This is a genomic window from Amycolatopsis sp. NPDC049252 (genome assembly GCF_043197175.1).
GTDB lineage: Bacteria > Actinomycetota > Actinomycetes > Mycobacteriales > Pseudonocardiaceae > Amycolatopsis.
In genome coordinates this window covers 1-20,047 of record NZ_JBICSQ010000115.1, presented here as the reverse complement: position 1 = coordinate 20,047, position 20,047 = coordinate 1, and the positions used below count along the sequence as shown (strand labels likewise).

Genomic DNA, 20,047 nt, shown 5'->3' with positions numbered 1-20,047 from the left:
GTCGCGGTGCCTGTGCGGTCGGTTTTGGACACGGTGATCGAGGTGATCGGGGAGCGGACGGGCTATCCGGTGGACATGATCGAGCCGGACCTCGATCTGGAAGCCGATCTGAGTGTCGACTCGATCAAGCGGGCCGAGATCGCCGGGGAACTCGCCACTCGCCTCGGCCTCGACCCGGATGGTGATGTCGAGGAACTCGCCAAGGCCCGCACCGCCGCCGCGATCGCCGGGCTGGTCGGTGGGGTGGCCGAGCCGCCGCGAACCGAGCCCGGGACCGCGCCGCGGCCGGTCGTCGTCGGTGAGCCGGCCGAGCCGCAGCCCCTCGTCGTCGCGCCGAAACGCCTGGTCCTGACCGAGGTCGACCTCGCACCCGCCGACCCTCCCGAGGTCACCGGACGGAAGTTCCTCGTCCTCGGCGCCGGGCCGCTCGCCGACGCCGTCCGGACGAGGCTGACCGCGCTGGGCGCGACCGCCGAGATCGCCGACAGCGTCCGGCCGGGGTTCGACGGTGTGCTCGACCTCCCGGACGACGGGCCGGTGCTGCCCGCCGCGTTCCCCCGCTACCGTGACGCCCTCGCCGGGAACCCCACCTGGCTGCTCACCGCCGGGCCCGGCGAAGGACTCCGCGGCTTCTACCGGAGCGTCTCCCGCGAGTACCCCGACACGATCGCCCGGGTCGTCGAGCACCCGCGCGGCACCACCGTCGACGAACGAGCCGACGGACTCGTCGCCGAGCTGTCCACTGTGGACCGGGAGCCCGTCGTGATCCGGGACGGCGGGAGGCGCCGCGGGTTCCGGCTGACCGCACAGGACCTCGGCCTGCTCGGCAGCAGCGGCGCGGGCCCGGCCGGTGACGGGACCGCCGAAGCCATTGCGGCCGGGCTGGACCGCGACTCGGTCGTCCTGCTCGTCGGCGGCGCCAAGGGCATCACCGCCCGGTTCGCCGCGACGCTGGCCGCCGCGTCCCACTGCCGCCTCGAACTCGTCGGCCGGACACCCGTGCCGGCCGCCGAGGAAGAATATCCGCAGGCCAAAGACGCCAAGGCGCTCCGGGCCACACTGATCGCGAGCGGCCTCAAGAGCCCGGCCGAGATCGAACGCGCGGTGCGCCGGATCCTCGGCGAACGCGAGGTGCGCGGGACGCTCGAGCGGCTCGAAGCACTCGGCAGCCCGGTGCGCTACCAGTCGGTCGACATGCTCGACGCCGAGGCCGTGCACCGCGCGGTCAAGGAGATCCACGCCGAGCACGGCCGCCTCGACGGCATCGTCTACGCGGCCGGCGTCATCGAGGACAAGCTCGTCGCCGAGAAGACGCCCGAGTCGTTCACCCGCGTCTACGGGACCAAAGTGGACGGCGCGAAGACCCTGCTGGAAGCGACGGCCGACCTGCCCGACGAGCCGAAGTTCGTCGTGCTCTTCGGCAGCATCGCGGCGGCGCTCGGCAACCGCGGCCAGTCGGACTACGCCGCCGCCAACGACGCCCTCGAAGCCCTCGGGCACCGCTGGCCCGCCGGCCGCGCGGTGACCGTCCACTGGGGACCGTGGGCGCCGACCGGCACCAACGACGGCATGGTCACCCCCGAACTCATGCGCGACTACGCCCGCCGCGGCATCGGGCTCATCGACCCGGAGGAAGGCACCCTCGGCCTGCTGCGGGAGCTGGCCTGGGGCCGGCCGGAGACGTCCGCCGTCGTCCACACCGCCTCGGGCTGGTGACGCGGATGCCGGATCCCGTGGCGATCGTCGGCATGTCGGTGCTGCTGCCCGGCGCGCCGGACCTGGACACCTACTGGCGCAACCTCGTCGGCGGGGTCGACGCGATCACCGAGGTGCCGGCGGGGAAGTGGGACGGGGCGCACTACGCCCCGGACGCCGAGCGCCGCGCGGACCGGATCTACTGCCGGCGCGGCGGGTTCGTCGACGAACTGGCCGAAGTGGACGTCACGGGCTTCGGGATCATGCCGAACTCGATCCCCGCCACCGAGCCCGACCAGCTGATCGCGCTGCGCGTCGCGGCCCAGGCGCTCGCCGACGCCGGTGGTCCGGACCGGCTGCCCGCCGACCGGTCCCGCGTCGGCGTCATCCTCGGCCGCGGCGGTTACCTGACCCCCGGCCTGGTCCGGCTCGACCAGCGCGTCCGCACCGCGAGCCAGCTCGTGCGCACCCTCGGCGAGCTGCTACCGGAATTGGACGCCGACCGGCTCGACGCCGTCCGGCAGGCCTTCACCGACCAGCTCGGCCCGGAGGCACCGGAGTCCGCGATCGGACTGGTGCCCAACCTGGCCGCGTCCCGGCTGGCCAACCGGCTCGACCTGCGCGGCCCGGCGTACACCGTGGACGCCGCGTGCGCGTCCTCGCTGATCGCGGTCGACCACGCCGTGCGCGAACTCGCCTCCGGCCGCTGCGACGTCGTGCTCGCGGGCGGCGTCCACCACTGCCACGACATCACGTTCTGGAGCGTGTTCACCCAGCTCGGCGCGCTGTCGCCGACCGAGCGCATCCGGCCGTTCCACCGCGACGCCGACGGCGTGCTGATCGGCGAGGGCACCGGCGTCGTCGTGCTCAAGCGCCTCGTCGACGCCCAGCGTGACGGCGATCGTGTCTACGCCGTGGTGACCGGGACCGGCGTCGCCTCCGACGGCCGGACCGCCAGCCTCGCCAACCCGGACTCGGGCGGCCAGGTCCGCGCTGTCCGCCAGGCCTGGGCGGCGGCCGGGCTCGACCCCGCCGAGCCCGACTCCCTCGGCCTGCTCGAAGCGCACGGCACCGCGACCCCGGCGGGGGACACCGCCGAGCTGACCACCCTCGCGGAGGTGTTCGGGGACGTCGGGAGCGCGGTCATCGGTTCGGTGAAGTCGATGATCGGGCACACGATGCCCGCCGCCGGCGTGGCCGGCCTGGTCAAGGCCGCGCTCGCCGTCCACCACGGCGTCCTGCTGCCGACGCTGCACTGCGACGACCCGAACCCCGCCCTCGAAAAGACCCGGTTCTCCACTTTGGACACGGCCCGGCCGTGGGAGTCGGCCGTGCGCCGCGCCGGGGTCAACGCGTTCGGGTTCGGCGGGATCAACGCCCACGTCGTGCTGGAGCAGGCTCCCGGCCGCGCCACCCCGGTCATCGTGCGCGAGGCCGAACGCGTGCTGCGGCTCGCCGCCCCGACCGTCGACGCCCTGCGGAACGTCCTTTCCGGACCGGACCGCACGGTGCTCACCGCGCCGGAGGGCGCGGGGCCGGTGCGGCTCGGCATCGTCGACCCGACCGAGAAACGCCTGGCGCTGGCCCGCAAGGCCGTCGGCCGGGGACGGCCGTGGCGCGGACGCAACGACGTCTGGTTCGCCGACCGGCCGCTGCTCGGCCCGGGCGGCGGCAAGCTCGCGTTCGTCTTCCCCGGGCTGGAGGCGGAACTGGCCCTGAACTGCGGTGACGTCGCCCGCCACTTCGGGCTGCCGTGGCAGCACGGTGATGCCGAGGTCGGCGACGTCGGCCGTCAGGGCGCCGCGGTGTTCGAGCTGGGCCGCCTCCTGGAAGCCGCCCTGCGCCGGATGGGCGTGACGCCGGACGCCGTGGCCGGCCACAGCCTCGGTGAGTGGACGGCGATGGCCGCGGCCGGGGTGTACGCCCCGGCCGAGATCGACGCCTTCCTCGCCGGGTTCGACCCGGACACCCTGGTCGTGCCGGGCCTGGCCTTCGCCGCGATCGGTGCCCCCGCGCCTCGGGTGCTAGCCGAACTCGGCGGCCGCGAAGACGTCGTGCTCTCCCACGACAACGCCCCCAACCAGGCGATGATCTGCGGACCGGCCGTGGCCGTCGAGGCGCTGGTGACGACGTTCCGGGCCGCCGGGATCGTCTCGCAGGTCCTGCCCTTCCGCTCCGGGTTCCACACCCCGATGCTGCGGCCCTACCTCGGCCCGATCCGCGCGGCGGCCGAAGGTTTCACCCTGCACCCGCCGCAATTGCCGCTCTGGTCGGCGACGACGGTGTCGGAGTACCCGGTCGCCGAGGCCGACGTCCGCGAGCTGTTCGTCCGGCACCTGCTCGAGCCGGTCCGGTTCCGGCCGCTCGCCGAGACGCTGCACGCGGCCGGGTTCCGGGCGTTCGTGCAGGTCGGGGCCGGTCAGCTCGGCTCGCTCATCGGGGACACCCTGCACGGCAAGGACCACCTGGTCGTCGCGGCGCACTCGCCGCACCGGGCCGGGCTCGCCCAGCTGCTGCGTGTCGCGACGGCGTTGTGGGCGGACGGCCTGCCCGTCGACGGCACGGCGCTGCCGGGACAGACCCGGGCCACGACCCGCAAGGCCGTGAAGCTCGACCTCGGCGGGCACGTCATCAGCCTCGACGACCGGACCCGCGCCCAGGTCGGCGCCCGGCTGGCCCAAGGATCCACAGTGGACGTGCTGGCCGGGAAGGGGCCGCTCGCCGCCGAGTTCGCCGCGCTGCTGCAGGACACCGCGAACCTGGCGTCCACTGTGCTCGGTGGCCGGAAAACGCCGCTGGTCGAGCTGAAGACCACCTGGGACGTCTCGATCGAGTCGATGCCGTACCTGCTCGACCATTGCTTCTTCAAGCAGCCACCCCAGGCCGACCCGGCGGACCGCTGGCCCGTGGTCCCGGCCACCACGGTGATCGACCGCCTGATGGGCTTCGCCGAGCAGGCCGCTCCCGGCCGCCGCGCGGTCGCCGTGCACGACGTCCGGCTCACCCAGTGGATCACCGCGATCCCGGCGGTCACCGTGCCGGTGCGCGTCGTTCCCCAGGGCCATGACCGGGTACTGGCTGCACTGGGCAGCTACTCCCAGGCCGTCGTCGAACTGGCTTCCGCGTATCCCGCCGGTGCCCCGGCGCCGTGGCGGTTCGCGGCCGAGGAAGTGCCCGCGACGAAGGCGGCCGAGCTGTACGACGACCGCTGGATGTTCCACGGTCCGCGCTTCCAGGGGGTCACCGAGCTGACCGCCGTCGGCGAGCGCCACGTCCGCGCCGTGCTCACCACCCCGGCCGCGCCCGGTGCGCTGCTCGACAACGTCGGCCAGGTGCTCGGCTACTGGATCATGTCCCGGCTGCCCGAGCGCACCACCGTGTTCCCGGTCGCGATGCGCGAGATCCGGTTCCACGGCCCGCACCCGGCGCCGGGGGAGCGGCTGGAGTGCCTGGTCAAGATCACGTCGCTGACCGAGGAGTTCCTCGACGCCGACATGCAGCTCGTCCACGACGGACAGGTGTGGGCCGAGTTCACCGGCTGGCGCGACCGCCGGTTCGACAGCACCCCGCACATCCGCCAGGCCGATCGGACCCCCGAGCGCTCGACCCTGTCGAAGGAGCAGCCCGGCGGCTGGGCGCTGGTCCACGAGCAGTGGCCGGACCTGGCGACGCGCGAGCTGATCATGCGGAACTACCTCGCCGGTCCGGAACGCGAGGCCTACGACCGGCGCCCGCCGCGCGGGCGCCGTCAGTGGCTGCTCGGCCGGATCGCGGCGAAGGACGCCGTCCGCCAGTTCCTCTGGGCCGGCGGGGAACCCGAGATGTTCCCGGCCGAGCTGCGCATCGGCAACGACGAGGCGGGCCGTCCACACGCGACCGGAGCGTACGGCCGGGAGCTGCCGCCGGTGACGATCTCGGTCGCGCACCGGGCCGAAGCCGGGGTGGCGATCGCCCGGTTCGGCCCGTGCGGGATCGACGTCGAAGAGATCGCCCCGCGCGCCGAGTCCACTGTGGACGCGGCCTTCGGCCCGGCCGAACGGGCGCTGTTCGAGGCGCAGGAGGGCGATCCGGACGCCTGGTTCGCCCGGTTCTGGACCGCGAAGGAAGCCGTCGCGAAACTGCGTGGCACCGGGCTGCGGGGCGAACCCCGGGACTTCGAGGTCGTCGCGGCGGCGCCGGCGGCACTGACCGTCCGGGTGGCCGGGCACGACCACCACGTCCACTGCACCGAGACCGCGAACCCGCCGGGCGCGCCGCCGCGCCGGTACGTCGTGGCCTGGACCGAGGAGACGAAGGAGACCGCGGAATGAGCATCGAGACGACGGCCACCGGCGAGGCGGCGGTGCTCGCCCGGCTCAGTGAAATGCTGCGCGAACTGCTCGAAGAATACGGCCTCGATGACGCCGAGATCACCATGGCCACGACGTTCCACGACGACCTCGAGCTGGAGAGCGTCGACCTGGTCGCGCTGTCCGGGCAGCTGCGCGAGCACTACGGCGACCGCGTCAACTTCGCGACGTTCATCGCCGAACGCGACCTGGACGAGATCATCGCGCTGACCGTCGGCGAGCTGGTCCGCTACATCGTCGCCTCGTTGCGGGACCGGCCGTGAGCCGGATCCGGGCGGGTGAGCTCGACGTCCACGTCCAGCGCCTGACCCCCGACGTCCCGCTGGACGGTGACGCGCCGATCGTCGTGTGCGTCCACGGCCTGCTCACCGACAGCCTCGCCAGCTACTACTTCACCCTCGGGCCGGCTTTCGCCGAACGCGGTCTCGACGTGGTGATGTACGACCTGCGCGGGCACGGCCGCACGACCCGCCCCGAGAGCGGTTACCGGCTCGAATCGTTCGTCGTCGACCTGGTCGACGTCCTCGACGCGCTCGGGATCACCCGGCCGGTGCACGTCATCGGCAACTCGTTCGGCGGTTCGGTGGCCTTCGGGCTGGCCGCCGCCCGGCCCGACCGCGTCGCCAGCGTCATCGCCATCGAGGCCGAGCCGCCGACGGCCGCGTGGACGCGGCACATGGCCGACGGCCTCGCCGACGCGAAGACCCGCCTGGCCATCGACGAGGTGATCGGCTGGATCAAGGACAACCACGGCGCGCACACCGCGCGGCTGTCCAAGGCGGCCAACCGGATCCTCCAGACGACCACGATGGCCGAGGACATCCCGCGCAGCGCGACCATCGCCGCGGACCTCTCGGACGTCCACTGCCCGGTGTTCGCCCTGTTCGGCGGCGACTCGGGGCTGGCCGCGCAGGTGCCGCACTTCGAGGAGCACCTCGGCCACTGCCGGACCGTCGTGCTGCCCGACCAGGGGCACTCGGTACTGGTCGAGCGGACCGCCGAGACCATCGAGCTGATCTTCGAGTGGGTCCGCGACGTCTCCCGGCTCCCGGCCCGGGTGCGGTAGTGGCCCGGTTCCTCTTCGTCGTCCCGCCGCTGGTCGGGCACGTCAACCCGGCGGCCGGAGTGGCCGCCGAGCTCGCCGCGCGCGGCCACGAGGTCGCCTGGGCCGGGCACGACGAGCTGCTGTGGCACCTGGCCGGCCCGGACGCGCTCGTGTTCTCGTGCGCCGTGCCGCCGGACGCGCCGGAGCGGCCGCCCGAGCTGAAGGGGCCCGCCGCGCTGCGGTTCCTCTGGCAGGACTTCCTCGTCCCGCTGGCCGACGCGATGGCCCCCGGCGTGGCCGCGGCCATCGACGCGTTCCAGCCGCACGTGGTCGTCGCCGACCAGCAGGCGCTCGCGGGCGGCCTGCTCGCCGACGCCCGCGGCCTGCCGTGGGTCACGTCCGCGACGACGTCCGCGGAGCTGGTCGACCCGCTGGCCGGCATGCCGAAGGTCGCGGAGTGGGTGGCGGACCTGCTCGACGGGCTGCGCGCGCGGATCGGCGGCGGCCCGGCGGACCCCCGGTTCTCACCGCACGGCGTGCTCGCCTTCACCACCCGCGAGCTGCTCGGCGCGGCCGTGCTGCCGCCGAACGTCCGGCTGGTCGGGCCGTCGATCACCGGGCGTCCGTCCACAACGGACTTCCCGTGGGAGTGGCTGGACCCGCTGCGCCCCACGGTGCTCGTCTCGCTCGGCACCGCGAACACGGACGCGGGAAGGGGGTTCCTCACCGCGGCGGCGGAGGCGTTCGCGGGCCTGGAAGCGCGCGCGGTGGTCGTGGACCCGGGCGGGGTGCTCGGTGCCGTCCCACCGAACGTCCTGGTGTGCCCGCGGGTCCCGCAGCTCCCGCTGCTGGAGCGGGTCGACGCGGTGCTGTGCCACGCGGGGCACAACACGGTCTGCGAGACGCTCTGGCACGGGCTGCCGCTGGTGGTCGCGCCGATCCGCGACGACCAGCCGATCGTGGCCGCTCAGGTGGTGGCGGCCGGCGCGGGTGTCCGCCTGCGGTTCGGCCGGGCCGACGCCGCCCGCATCGGGGCGGCGGTCGAAGAGGTGCTGACCGAAGCGTCGTACCGCCGGGCGGCGGAGCGGCTGTCGGCGTCGTTCCGCGCCGCCGGTGGCAGCCCGGCGGCGGCCGGGCACCTGGAGCAGCTCGCGTTGGAAAGCCTGGCGCATCTGCGGCCCTGAAAGTTTGTTATTTACACGGAAAAAATGGCCGGGTTACGGTGTCCGGCATGACTGTTTCCGTGTGCACGGCGGAGGAAGTTCCCCAGTTCGTCGCGTCGGTGGCGGGGTTGTTCGCCGAGGACGGCGGCCGCCGCGACCCGTTCATGGACACCGGCTGGCCGGACCGTGAGGGCGAGGCCTACTACGCCGGCCTCGTCAAGGATCCGGCGTGCCTCTGCCTGCTGGCCCCCGGCGGCGGCGGGCACCTGGTGGGGCGGCTGCGGCCGCCGAACCCGTTGCGGCCGGGCGCGGTGACGGCCGATCTGGAGAGCCTGCGGGTCGACGCCGGCCACCGGCGCGCCGGGATCGGCGGTGAGCTGGTGGCCGCGTTCTTCGCCTGGGCGAGGGAAAACGGGGCGAACGAGCTGCGGGTCAAGGCCTTCGCGGCCAACGAGAGCGCGCTTGAGTTCTACCGGGCGCAGGGCTTCGAGCCGTTCGAGGTGACGTTGCGGCGCACTGCCTGAGCGGCACCCGGGCCGTCCGCGGCCCCTCGCCGATCACCGGAACGAGTGACGATCCACAGTGGACCCCGCGCCGGCCGCTCCCGCGCACTAGCTTGGGAGGCCGAGCGAGGGAGGGTGCCATGACGGCCACCGCGGAGGTCGCCCACGAGCCGGCGCCTCCACAGCTGAGCCGCGGGCGGGTCAACGCCGTCTTCGGCGCGGTGCTGCTCGGGATGCTGCTGGCCGCGCTGGACCAGACCATCGTCGGGACGGCGCTGCCCACCATCGTCGGCGACCTCGGCGGCGCCGGCCACCTGTCCTGGGTCGTCACGTCCTACCTGCTGGCCGAGACGATCATGACCGTCGTCGTCGGCAAGCTCGGCGACCTCTTCGGCCGCAAGCTGATGTTCCAGCTGTCGGTGATCGTGTTCGGCATCGGCTCGTTCTGCGCCGGGTTCGCCGACAGCATGGTCTGGCTGATCGTCTGGCGCGCGGTGCAGGGCCTCGGCGGCGGCGGGCTGATGGTCACCTCGACCGCGCTCATCGCCGACGTCGTCCCGCTGCGCGAACGCGGCAAGTACCAGGGTGTGCTCGGCTCGGTGTTCGGCGTGGTGACCGTCGCCGGCCCGATGCTCGGCGGCTTCTTCGTCGACCACCTGTCCTGGCGCTGGGCGTTCTACGTCAACATCCCGCTGGTCATCGTGGTGCTGGTCGTCGCGACGTCGGCGATGCCGAACGCGCGCGCCGCGGTGAAGCCGGTGATCGACTACCTCGGCATCCTGCTCATCGGCCTCGCCGCGACCGGCCTGACGCTCGTCACGAGCTGGGGCGGCACGCAGTACGCGTGGGGTTCGCCGATGATCATCGGGATGGCGATCGGCTCGCTGATCCTGCTCGCGGCGTTCGTCTTCGTGGAGCTGAGAGCCCAGGAACCGATGCTGCCGATGCGGCTGTTCCGGAACCCGGTGTTCACCGTCGGCGGGATCATGAGCTTCGTGGTCGGCTTCGCGATGCTCGGCGCGCTGTCGTACCTGCCGACGTACATGCAGTACGTCCAGGGCACGTCGGCGACGACGTCGGGGGTCAGGCTGCTGCCGATGGTGCTGGCGCTGCTCGTCGCGTCGATCGCCGCGGGCAACGCCGTCAGCAAGACCGGCCGGTACAAGATCTTCCCGCTGGTCGGCGCCGCCGGCATGACGATCGGGCTGTACCTGCTCTCGCGGCTCGACACCGGCACCGGGTTCTGGGAGGCGTCGGCCTACATGGCCGTGCTCGGCCTGGGCATCGGGCTCGGCATGCAGGTGCTGACCATCGCCGTGCAGAACACCGTCGACTACGCCGACCTCGGCGTGGCCACGTCCGGCGTGACGTTCCTGCGCTCGATCGGCAGCTCGTTCGGCGCGGCGATCTTCGGGACGGTGTACGCCAACCAGCTGGCCCCGAACCTGGCCAAGGCCGCCGCCCAGCACCCGCTGCCACCCGGCGTCGACCCGAGGGTGACGCAGATCCCGAGCGCGCTGCACGCGCTGCCGGACTCGGCGTCGGCGCCGTTCATCCAGGCCTACAGCGACTCGCTGCACGTCGTGTTCCTCGCCGCCGCGCCGGTCGGGCTGGTCGCGTTCGCGCTGGCGTTCTTCCTCAAGGAGGTCCCGCTGCGCGACACCGCGCGCGCCGCGGCGCCCGATCTCGGCGACGGGTTCGCGATGCCGGAGGCCCGCACGGACGACCGCGAGCTGGAACGCGCCGTCGCGACGCTCTTCTTCCGCGAGCGCCGCAAGGTCGCCCCGGCGATCGTCGAGCGGGCGGGCAGCGACCTCGACGAAGGCGGCATCTGGTGCCTGCTGCAGGTCCACCTGCGCGAACGCCGGGGCGAACCGGCGACCCTCCGGGCGATCGGCGAGCACTTCGGCGTGCCGGCGCCGGTGCTCGAACCGGCGTTCAACCGGCTGGAGCTGACCGGCCACCTGCGCTACAACGCGGGCTGGGCCCTCACGGACGCGGGCCGCGAGGAGTTCGCCAAGGTCGTCCGCGCCTGGCACGACTGGCTGGCGTCGCGGCTGGGCGACTGGGGCACCGGCGACCGCGCCGAACTGGACGCGGCGATCGGCCGGGTGGCCAACCGCCTGCTGGACCAGAGCACGGAGGTCCGCGCCTACGGCCGCCACGCCCTGGCCTGATCCCCCACTCGAGTGAGGCTTTGCGCCGCAAAGCGACGTTCGGGCTGTCACCGGGGCGGGCGCATTCGGGTGGGGGCGACGCTTTCACGTGAAAGTGTCGTCAGCGGCGCCAGAAGTCGTGCGGGGTGTGGCCGGGGCGGAAACCGCTTGACTCCACGAGGGCCGCGGCCGTCGGGAAGCCGTGGCCGACCAGGGCCGGCTCGTGGGCGTCGCTGCCGAACGCGACCGCTTCGCCGCCCAGTTCGAACCACCAGCGCACCACTTCGCCTGGTAGCGGGACCTTCGTGTTGACCTCCAGGGCTCGTCCGCTGCCGGCCAGCGCCCGCAGCACCGTGCGGAACTCCTCCTCGAAGTCCGTCACCACGAACGGCGGGCCCTCGGCGGGCCACGAGCGCAGGGCGTAGTCGATGTGTGCGAGCACGGCGAAGTTCGCGGTCGACTCGACCAGGCCCAGCACCTCCGTCAGGTACGCGCGCAGGATCTCGCCCGGCGGACGGTCCGTCACGACCGTCAGCTCCTGGTGGTGCCCGTCGTCGCCCGGCAGCGAATGCACCGACCCCAGCACGCGGTCGAACGAGTGGGACGCGAGCAGAGCGTCGGCGCGTGAACGGTGCCAGTGCGGTTCGCTCAGCTCCACTCCGGACAGGATCCGCAGGTCCGGGAACCGGTCGCGGCACTGCTCGACGCACGCCAGGTAACCCGAGACGTCGAGGTCGGGTGGTTCCAGGACGCCGTCCGGGCGCAGGCGCACCCGGAAGTGCTGGGGCAGCAGCGGCCGGATCGGCTCCGGCATCAGCCACGACGTGAGGTCCGCGTGCTCGGTGAACGCGACCGACGGCAACCCCAGCTCCAGCGCCCGTTCGCACGAACCGATCATCGACCCGGTGACCGTGTCCCAGGACCATTCGGTGTGGACATGACCGTCCGTCGGCAGGCTCACGGGATCACCGTAACGCCGATTTTGGCCTAGTGTCTGGAGTCATGGCGCAGAAGGCGGTGGAACTCGAGGTCGGGCCGCACACGGTGCGGATCTCGAACCCGGACCGGGTGTACTTCCCGGCCCGCGGCGAGACCAAGCTCGACCTGGTCAACTACTACCTCTCGGTGGGCGACGGCATCGTCAACGCGCTGCGCGAGCGGCCGTGCATGCTGCACCGCTTCCCGTCCGGCGTGGCGGGGGAGAAGGTGCACCAGAAGCGCGTCCCGAACGGCGCCCCGCCGTGGCTGGAGACCGTGCGGGTCACCTTCCCGCGCTACAACCGGCACGCCGACGAGCTGTGCGTCACCGAACTGGCGCACGTCGCCTGGGCGGTGCAGATGTCCACAGTGGAGTTCCACCCGTGGAACTCCCGCCGTGCCGACACCGAAAAGCCCGACGAGTGGCGCATCGACCTCGACCCGATGCCCGAGTGCGGCTTCGATCGCGTCCGCCGGGTCGCGCACGTGGCGCACGAGGTCCTCGACGAGCTGGGCGCGGTCGGCTGGCCCAAGACGTCCGGTGGGCGCGGGCTGCACGTCTACGTCCGGATCGAGCCGCGCTGGGGTTTCCCGGACGTCCGCCGCGCCGCGCTGGCCTTCGCCCGGGAGGTGGAGAAGCGCGCCCCGGACGAGGTGACCACGACCTGGTGGCGCAAGGACCGCGACCCGCGCACCCTGTTCGTCGACTACAACCAGAACGCGCGCGACCACACGATCGCCAGCGCCTACTCGGTGCGCGGCAACCCGGAGGGCACGGTCTCGACGCCGATCCGCTGGGACGAGATCGACGACGTCGAGCCGGGCGACTTCACCATCGCGACCGTCCCGGCCCGGTTCGCCGAGCTGGGCGACCTCCACGCGGGCATCGACGACGCCGTCTTCTCCCTCGACCCGCTGCTGGAGTGGGCCGACCGCGACGGTGTCGAAGAGCCACCCGAAGACTGACCGGGTCAGTCGAGGCGCTCGATGATGGTCGCGTTCGCAAGCCCGCCCGCTTCGCACATCGTCTGCAGGCCGTAGCGGCCGCCGGTCTCCTCCAGCACCGACAGCAGCGTCGTCATGAGCCGCGCGCCGCTGCCGCCGAGCGGGTGGCCGATCGAGATCGCGCCGCCGTGGACGTTGACCTTCGCCAGGTCGGCGCCGATCTCGGCCTGCCAGGCCAGCACCACGCTGGCGAACGCCTCGTTGACCTCGAAGGCGTCGATGTCCGAGACGCCGAGCCCGGCCCGGTCCAGGACCTTGCGGGTCGCCGGGATGACGCCGGTGAGCATGTACAGCGGATCGTCGCCGACGACGGCGAAGTGGCGGATCCGGGCCCGCGGGCGCAACCCGAGTGCCGCGGCCGTCTCGCTGCTGGTGATCATGAGCGCGGCGGCGCCGTCGTTGATCGGCGAGGAGTTGCCCGCCGTGACGCGCCAATCGAGCTCCGGGAAACGCTGCTCCCAGACGTCGGCGCGGAACGCGGGCCTCAGCCCGGAGAGGATCTCCGGCGTGGTCCCCGGCCGGACGGTCTCGTCGGTCGTGACGTCGACGAGGACGCCGTCGGGACCGGGGGCCTTGAGCGGCGCGACCTCGCGGGCGAACTTGCCCTCGGCCCACGCCTTCGCCGCGCGCTGGTGGCTTTCGGCGGAGAACGCGTCGAGCTGCTCCCGCGTCAGGCCCCACTTCGCGGCGATCAGCTCCGCGCTGACGCCCTGCGGCACCAGGCCGTCCGGGTAGCGCGCGGCGACCTGCGGGCCGAACGGGTCGCGCCCGGCGACCTGGCTGCCCATCGGCACCCGGCTCATCGACTCGACACCGGAGGCGATCACGACGTCGTAGGCGCCGGCGATGACGCCCTGCGCGGCGAAGTGGACGGCCTGCTGGCTGCTGCCGCACTGGCGGTCCACGGTCACCGCGGGTACCGACTCCGGCAGGCCGGCGGCGAGCGCGGCCCAGCGGGCGGTGTTCATGCTCTGCTCGCCGATCTGGCCGACGGCGCCGCTGATCACGTCGTCGATCCGGGCCGGGTCGACGCCGGTGCGCTCGACGAGCGAGCGGAGGGCGTGGGCGTGCAGGTCGACCGGGTGCACCCCGGCCAGCTTCCCGTTCGGCTTGCCCTTGCCGATGGGGGTCCGTACCGCGTCGACGATCACCGCGTCCGTCATGGCGTCTGCCTCCTCGCAGATCGGGGAATGTGTCCGGTATACGCGGGGTGAGTTGGATTGCACAACTCGCTTGTCCGCTAGGTCACATGCGCTGACGTGCTAGGTTGGATTTTCAGCCCCAGGAGGTGACGTCGTGCGGCGTGGTCGTGAGTGCTCGGTGGCGGAGGCCCTCGAGGTCGTCGGCGAGCGGTGGAGCCTGCTCGCCCTGCGCGAGATCATGCTGGGGGAGCGGCGGTTCAACCAGATCGCCGAGAACACCGGCGCGAGCCGCGACATCCTGGCCGCGCGGCTGCGCAAGCTCGTCGACGCCGGCGTGCTCGAGAAGGTCCAGTACGAAGCGCACCCGCCGCGCCACGAGTACTACCCGACCGAGGCCGGCCGCGCGCTGCAGCCGATCCTGCTGGGCCTGATGGCCTGGGGTGACAAGTACGTCCACCAGGGCGAACCGCCCACGCTCTGGCGCCACGCCTGCGGTGCCGAACTGCACGCGGTGACGGTCTGCGAGCACTGCGGCGAGCCGGTCAACGCCCCCGGCACCCACGCGATCCGGCTGGGCGCCGTGCACTGACGCCCGACCTCCGTCTCCCGGAAGGCCCCCTCGCACTCGCGAGGGGGCCTTCCGACGTTTGGGCGTTGACTTGAGACCCCCGTCACTGTAACTCTTGAACGAATCAGTGCAAGAACCTGACAAGCTCGCGAGAAATCGCAGCAGGAGTCAGGAAGATCCCGCCCAGCTCCTCAACGCCGAGGTGTCCATGACGGCTGCTTCGCCCTGCCCGCGCGCGCCACCGGCCCCGGCCGCCGCGTGTCCCCGTTCCCTGGTCTCGCACCCTCCCGCCCCCGCGGGCCGGTGCTCGCTCGACGCGTCTCCCCTCTTCCCCGGATCCGAGGAACCCATGAGAACGAAGCGACTCCTGTCGCGCGCGGCGACCTACGCCGCCCTGTCCCTCCTCCTGGCCGCCCCCGCCGTCGCGGCGAGCGGCGCCCCGGCCGCGACCGCCCCCGCAGCCGTCCCAGCGGTCCAGCCCGCCGCCCAGGCCGCCTCCGCGACCTACACCGCGAGCAGCCAGCTGGGCGAATACCCCGTCTCCAACGTCGGCGACGGCAACCAGGCCACCTACTGGGAGAGCGTCAACAACCAGCTCCCGCAGTGGGTCCAGGCCGACCTCGGCGCCACCACGGACGTCGCGCAGCTCGTGCTCAAGCTGCCGACCGGCTGGGAGGCCCGCACCGAGACGCTCACCGTGCAGGGCAGCACCAACGGCAGCAGCTTCAGCACCCTCGTCGCGTCCGCCGGCTACCGGTTCGACCCGGCGACGGCCAACACGGTGACGATCAACCTCACCGCGAGCACCCGCTACGTCCGGCTGAACGTCACGGCCAACACCGGCTGGCCGGCCGCGCAGCTGTCCGAGTTCGAGGTGCACGGCAGCACCTCCGGCGGTGACACGCAGCCGCCGTCCGCCCCCGGCAACCTCGCCTACACCGCACCCGCGAGCGGTCAGCTCCGGCTCACCTGGTCGGCTTCGACCGACAACATCGGCGTCACCGGCTACGACGTCTACGCGAACAACCAGCTCCGGGGCAGCGTCGCCGGCAACGTCCTGACCTACACGGACAACCAGCCCGACGGCACGACCGTGTCGTACTACGTCCGGGCCAAGGACGCCGCGGGCAACCAGTCGGCGAACAGCAACACCGTGACGCGCAACGGCACCCAGGCCGGCACGAACCTCGCGGTGGGCAAGCCGATCACGGCGTCGTCGACGGAGTTCACGTTCGTCGCCACCAACGCGAACGACAACTCGACCAGCACCTACTGGGAGGGTGGCGGCGGAACCTACCCGAACCTGCTGACCGTCGGGCTCGGCTCCAACGCCGACCTCAGCCAGGTCGTCGTCAAGCTGAACCCGGACGCCTCGTGGGGCCCGCGCACGCAGACCATCGCCGTCGAAGGCCGCGAGCAGGCGTCCTCGACGTTCACCACGCTGGCCGCCGCGCAGTCCTACAGCTTCAGCCCGTCGACCGGCAACACCGTCACGATTCCGCTGAGCGGCCGTGTCGCCGACGTCCGGCTGCGCGTCACCGCCAACTCCGGTGCCGGCGGCGGGCAGGCCGCGGAGTTCCAGGTCGTCGGCGTCCCCGCGCCGAACCCGGACCTCACGGTCTCGGGCGTGTCCTGGTCGCCGCAGAACCCGGTGGAGACCGACTCGATCACCGCGTCGGCGACCGTCCGCAACGCGGGCACGGTGACCGCGGGCGCGACGAACGTCAACCTCTACCTGGGCACCACGAAGGTCGGCACCGCCGCGGTGGGCGCGCTGGCCGCCGGGGCGTCGACGACGGTGTCGGTGACCATCGGCACCCGGGACGCGGGCAGCTACCAGCTCACGGCCAAGGTCGACGAGGCCAACGCCGTGATCGAGCAGAACGAGGACAACAACTCCTTCACCGGTTCGACGGCGCTGGTCGTCAGCCCGGTGCAGAGCTCCGACCTCGTGTCGGCGACCGGCTGGTCGCCCAACAACCCGTCGGCGGGCAACACGGTGACCTTCAGCGTGACCCTGCGCAACCAGGGCACGATCGCGTCCGCGTCGGGAGCCCACGGCGTGACCGTGACGATCACCGACGCGAACGGCACGGTCGTGAAGACGCTGACCGGCTCGTACTCCGGCGCGATCGCGGCCGGGGCGACGGCGTCGCCGGTGAACGTCGGCACGTGGACTGCGGCCAACGGCAAGTACACCGTGAAGACGGTCGTCGCGAACGACGCCAACGAGCTGCCGGTGAAGCAGGCCAACAACACCAGCACGCAGTCGCTGTTCGTCGGCCAGGGCGCCAACATGCCTTACGACATGTACGAAGCCGAGGACGGCGTCCTCGCGGGCGGCGCGGCCGTGGTCGGCCCGAACCGCACCATCGGCGACCTCGCCGGCGAGGCGTCCGGGCGCAAGGCCGTCACACTGAACTCGACCGGCGCTTCGGTGGAGTTCACGACGCGGGCGGCGACGAACACACTGGTCACGCGCTTCTCCATCCCGGACTCCACGGGTGGTGGCGGGATCAACTCGACGATCAACGTCTACGTCAACGGCACCTTCCTCAAAGCGATCGACCTGACCTCGCACTACGCGTGGCTCTACGGCGCCGAAACCGGCCCGGGCAACTCGCCGGGCACCGGGCCGCGCCACATCTACGACGAGGCCAGCGCGCTGCTCGGCACCACCGTGCCGGCGGGCAGCAGGATCAAGCTGCAGAAGGACGCGGCGAACAGCACGAACTACGCGATCGACTTCGTGAACTTCGAGCAGGCCACCGCGCAGGCGAACCCGGACCCGGCGCACTTCGCCGTCCCGGCCGGGTTCACGCAGCAGGACGTTCAGGCCGCGCTGGACAAGGTCCGGCAGGACACCACCCTCACCGGCGTCTACCTGCCGGCCGGGGACTACTCGCTGTCGAGCAAGGTGAACGTCTACGGCAAGGCGATCACGCTGATCGGCGCCGGGCCGTGGTTCACGAAGTTCTCCGCGCCCGCCGGGCAGGAGAACACCGACATCGGCTTCGACGTGCAGTCGACCGCGAACGGGTCGACGGTCAGCGGGTTCGCGGTGTTCGGGAACTACACCTCCCGCATCGACGGCCCCGGCAAGGTGTTCAACCTGGCCAACGTCGCCAACCTGACGATCGACAACATCTGGGTGGAGCACCAGGTGGTCATGGTGTGGGGCACCAACGTGGACAACACGACGATCAAGAACTCCCGGATCCGCGACACCTTCGCCGACGGGATCAACCTCACGAACGGGAGCACCGGAAACCACGTCGTCAACGACGAAGCCCGGTCCACCGGTGACGACAGCTTCGCGCTGTTCGCCGCCACGGACATCAACCAGGGCAACCAGTACGACAACGTGTTCGAGAACCTGACCGCGCTCACCCCGTGGCGCGCGGCCGGGCTGGCGGTGTACGGCGGGTACAACAACACCTTCCGCAACCTCTACATCGCGGACACGCTGACGTACTCGGCGATCACGATCAGCTCGCTCGACTTCGGCTACCCGTTCCTCGGGTTCGGGCCGCAGCCGACGACGGTCCAGAACGCCTCGCTCATCCGGGCGGGCGGCCACTTCTGGGGCCAGCAGACGTTCCCGGCGATCTGGCTGTTCTCCGCCTCCAAGGAGTTCCGCGGGATCCGGGTGTCCGACGTGGACATCCAGAGCCCGACCTACAGCGGGATCATGTTCCAGACGAACTACGTCGGCGGCCAGCCGCAGAACTCCGTGCAGGACACCGTGCTCACCAACGTGAACATCTCCGGTGCCCAGCGCAGCGGCGACGCCTTCGACGCGAAGTCCGGGATCGGCATCTGGGCCAACGAGCTACCGGAACCGGGTCAGGGCCCGGCCGTCGGCTCGGCGACGTTCACCGGGCTCACCCTGAGCAACAACGCCCAGGACATCCGGAACACGACGAGCACGTTCACCATCATCCGCACCTGATCCGCAACTGATCGAATAGTGCCGTCAAGGCCACCTTGCGGGCGACAGACGCCCGTAAGGTGGCCTTGACGGCGTGATGGCGGAGGTGGGGCTCGTGCGGATCCTGGTCACCGGCGGCACCGGGCAGCTCGGCCGGGTGGTCACCGAACGGCTGCGCGCGGCGGGCGAAGAGGTCCGCGTGCTGAGCAGACGGCCCGGCCCCGACGTCGTGCCCGGCGACCTGCGCACCGGCCGCGGCGTCGACAGCGCACTGGCCGGCGTCGACACCGTCGTCCACTGCGCCACCGACTTCCGGCACGAGACGGCGCTCGCGCGGACGCTGGTGGAGGCCGCGCGCTGGACCGGCGGGCCGCACCTGGTCCACGTCTCGATCGTCGGCGTCGACCGCGTCCCGCTGGGTTACTACAAGAGCAAATTCGAGACCGAGAACCTGATCGCCGCGTCCGGCCTGCCGTACACGATCCAGCGGGCCACGCAGTTCCACGCGCTGGTCCGGACCCTGTTCGCGGGCGCGTCCCGGCTGCCGGTGCTGCCCGTGCCACGGGTGCGGTTCCAGCCGGTGGACGTCCGCGACGTCGCGCCGCGCCTGGCCGAACTGGCCACCGGCGACCCGGCGGGCCGCGTCGACGACTTCGGCGGCCCCGAGATCCTCGCGGCGGCCGAGCTGGCCCAGGCGGTCGCGGAGGCGAGCGGACGGCGCCGCAAGATCGTCTCGGTGAAGGTGCCGGGGGAGACGTTCCGGGCGTACGCCGACGGCGGGCACCTCACGCCGCACCACCTCGACGGCCGGATCACGTTCGCGCAGTACCTGTCCGAGCAGGCCGACGTCGGCGTGCTCGGCTACCGGAAGCGCTAGGTCCGTCCGGCACCACCGCGGATGTGGTCGTGTTCGCCTGGTGCGCTAGGCGCTCGGCAGCCAGTTGCCGTGGAAGCCGGCCGGCACCCGGTCCGGCAGGTGGATCGCGGCGACCGTTTCCAGCGTGGCGGCGTCGAGCAGCGTGAGCTCACTGCGCTCGGTGGCCGCGTCGTGGACGAAACCGGCCAGGACGCCGTCGTCCTCGGCGGCGTCTTCGGCGCGCGGCACGAAGACGAACTCCGCCGGCGAACGCCCGGCGCCGAAGGACCGCACCTGGGTCGAGCCGTTCGAGAAGTCGTGTTTGTACAGCTCGTCCGACGGGTTCGCCCCGGTGGTCACCGACGGCGCGTAGCCGTAGCGGTGCGGACGGCCGACCACACGCTCGTCGACGCGGGGGAACTCCTGGCCGCGGTCGTCGAGCCGCTCCTCGATGACCTTGCCGGCGGAGAGGTCGACCGTCCACCGGTCCAGCGTCGGCACGCCCTCGTCGGGGCCGCGCAGCTGCCGGTCGAACATCCGGGGGTGCCGCACGACGTCCAGCACGACGCTGTCGCCGTCGTCGTAGGCGTTGAGCGGGTGGAAGACGTAGCAGGGTTCGACGTCGAACCAGCGGACGTCGGCGTTGCCGCCCTCGC

General features: G+C 72.2%; 14 protein-coding genes. 11 read left to right on the top strand and 3 right to left on the bottom strand.

Going from position 1 to position 20,047, the window contains the following annotated elements:
* The 7 genes from ACGFMK_RS45405 to ACGFMK_RS45375 all read left to right on the top strand — a co-directional run.
* On the top strand, positions 1-1,716 hold a 1,716-nt coding region (locus ACGFMK_RS45405), incomplete at its 5' end, for an SDR family NAD(P)-dependent oxidoreductase (protein WP_392777065.1).
* 5 nt (positions 1,717-1,721) lie between these two features.
* Positions 1,722-6,005, top strand: coding sequence for a beta-ketoacyl synthase N-terminal-like domain-containing protein (locus ACGFMK_RS45400; protein ID WP_392777062.1), 4,284 nt, complete (start codon positions 1,722-1,724; stop codon positions 6,003-6,005).
* Positions 6,002-6,307, top strand: coding sequence for an acyl carrier protein (locus ACGFMK_RS45395; RefSeq protein WP_392777059.1), 306 nt, complete (start codon positions 6,002-6,004; stop codon positions 6,305-6,307). The genes ACGFMK_RS45400 and ACGFMK_RS45395 overlap by 4 nt, the downstream gene beginning before the upstream one ends.
* Positions 6,304-7,110, top strand: a complete 807-nt coding sequence (locus tag ACGFMK_RS45390; RefSeq protein ID WP_392777056.1) for an alpha/beta fold hydrolase — start codon at positions 6,304-6,306, stop codon at positions 7,108-7,110. Before ACGFMK_RS45395 ends, ACGFMK_RS45390 begins: the two co-directional genes overlap by 4 nt.
* Positions 7,110-8,273: a glycosyltransferase gene (locus ACGFMK_RS45385; protein WP_392777053.1), complete on the top strand. Its 1,164-nt coding sequence runs from the start codon at positions 7,110-7,112 to the stop codon at positions 8,271-8,273. The genes ACGFMK_RS45390 and ACGFMK_RS45385 overlap by 1 nt, the downstream gene beginning before the upstream one ends.
* 47 nt (positions 8,274-8,320) lie before the next feature.
* A complete protein-coding gene (locus ACGFMK_RS45380; protein WP_392777051.1) occupies positions 8,321-8,776 on the top strand; it encodes a GNAT family N-acetyltransferase in 456 nt (151 codons plus the stop codon).
* A 119-nt stretch (positions 8,777-8,895) separates the two neighbouring features.
* Entirely contained in the window at positions 8,896-10,932 is a 2,037-nt protein-coding gene (locus ACGFMK_RS45375; RefSeq protein ID WP_392777048.1) for a DHA2 family efflux MFS transporter permease subunit, read from the top strand.
* Positions 10,933-11,032: 100 nt separating this feature from the next.
* On the opposite strand, the gene ACGFMK_RS45370 is transcribed toward ACGFMK_RS45375, so the two are convergent.
* Complete coding sequence (locus ACGFMK_RS45370) at positions 11,033-11,872, bottom strand: PHP domain-containing protein (protein WP_392777045.1); 840 nt, start codon at positions 11,870-11,872, stop codon at positions 11,033-11,035.
* A 41-nt stretch (positions 11,873-11,913) separates the two neighbouring features.
* Here ACGFMK_RS45370 and ligD point away from each other — a divergent pair, with 41 nt between their 5' ends.
* Entirely contained in the window at positions 11,914-12,855 is a 942-nt protein-coding gene (gene ligD, locus ACGFMK_RS45365) for a non-homologous end-joining DNA ligase (RefSeq protein ID WP_392777042.1), read from the top strand.
* A gap of 5 nt (positions 12,856-12,860) precedes the next feature.
* On the opposite strand, the gene ACGFMK_RS45360 is transcribed toward ligD, so the two are convergent.
* Positions 12,861-14,057, bottom strand: a complete 1,197-nt coding sequence (locus ACGFMK_RS45360; RefSeq protein ID WP_392777040.1) for a thiolase family protein — start codon at positions 14,055-14,057, stop codon at positions 12,861-12,863.
* Positions 14,058-14,190: 133 nt separating this feature from the next.
* On the opposite strand from ACGFMK_RS45360, the gene ACGFMK_RS45355 reads away from it, so the two are divergent.
* The 3 genes from ACGFMK_RS45355 (at position 14,191) to ACGFMK_RS45345 (ending at position 19,412) form a co-directional block, all read left to right on the top strand.
* Positions 14,191-14,625, top strand: a complete 435-nt coding sequence (locus tag ACGFMK_RS45355; RefSeq protein ID WP_392777037.1) for a winged helix-turn-helix transcriptional regulator — start codon at positions 14,191-14,193, stop codon at positions 14,623-14,625.
* Between the two features lie 328 nt (positions 14,626-14,953).
* Complete coding sequence (locus ACGFMK_RS45350) at positions 14,954-18,556, top strand: discoidin domain-containing protein (RefSeq protein ID WP_392777034.1); 3,603 nt, start codon at positions 14,954-14,956, stop codon at positions 18,554-18,556.
* Positions 18,557-18,632: 76 nt separating this feature from the next.
* Positions 18,633-19,412: an SDR family oxidoreductase gene (locus tag ACGFMK_RS45345; protein ID WP_392777068.1), complete on the top strand. Its 780-nt coding sequence runs from the start codon at positions 18,633-18,635 to the stop codon at positions 19,410-19,412.
* A gap of 45 nt (positions 19,413-19,457) precedes the next feature.
* Here the strand turns inward: ACGFMK_RS45345 and ACGFMK_RS45340 are convergent.
* Positions 19,458-20,047 (bottom strand): carotenoid oxygenase family protein (locus ACGFMK_RS45340; protein WP_392777031.1); only part of this gene is annotated, 590 nt, incomplete at its 5' end.

Bases quoted from the DNA above. Each gene is read 5' to 3' on its own strand.
- ACGFMK_RS45400 (WP_392777062.1), top strand. From the start codon at position 1,722: ATGCCGGATCCCGTGGCGATCGTCGGCATGTCGGTGCTGCTGCCCGGC.
- ACGFMK_RS45395 (WP_392777059.1), top strand. From the start codon at position 6,002: ATGAGCATCGAGACGACGGCCACCGGCGAGGCGGCGGTGCTCGCCCGG.
- ACGFMK_RS45380 (WP_392777051.1), top strand. From the start codon at position 8,321: ATGACTGTTTCCGTGTGCACGGCGGAGGAAGTTCCCCAGTTCGTCGCG.
- ACGFMK_RS45375 (WP_392777048.1), top strand. From the start codon at position 8,896: ATGACGGCCACCGCGGAGGTCGCCCACGAGCCGGCGCCTCCACAGCTG.
- ligD (WP_392777042.1), top strand. From the start codon at position 11,914: ATGGCGCAGAAGGCGGTGGAACTCGAGGTCGGGCCGCACACGGTGCGG.
- ACGFMK_RS45360 (WP_392777040.1), bottom strand. From the start codon at position 14,057: ATGACGGACGCGGTGATCGTCGACGCGGTACGGACCCCCATCGGCAAG.
- ACGFMK_RS45350 (WP_392777034.1), top strand. From the start codon at position 14,954: ATGAGAACGAAGCGACTCCTGTCGCGCGCGGCGACCTACGCCGCCCTG.
- ACGFMK_RS45345 (WP_392777068.1), top strand. From the start codon at position 18,633: ATGGCGGAGGTGGGGCTCGTGCGGATCCTGGTCACCGGCGGCACCGGG.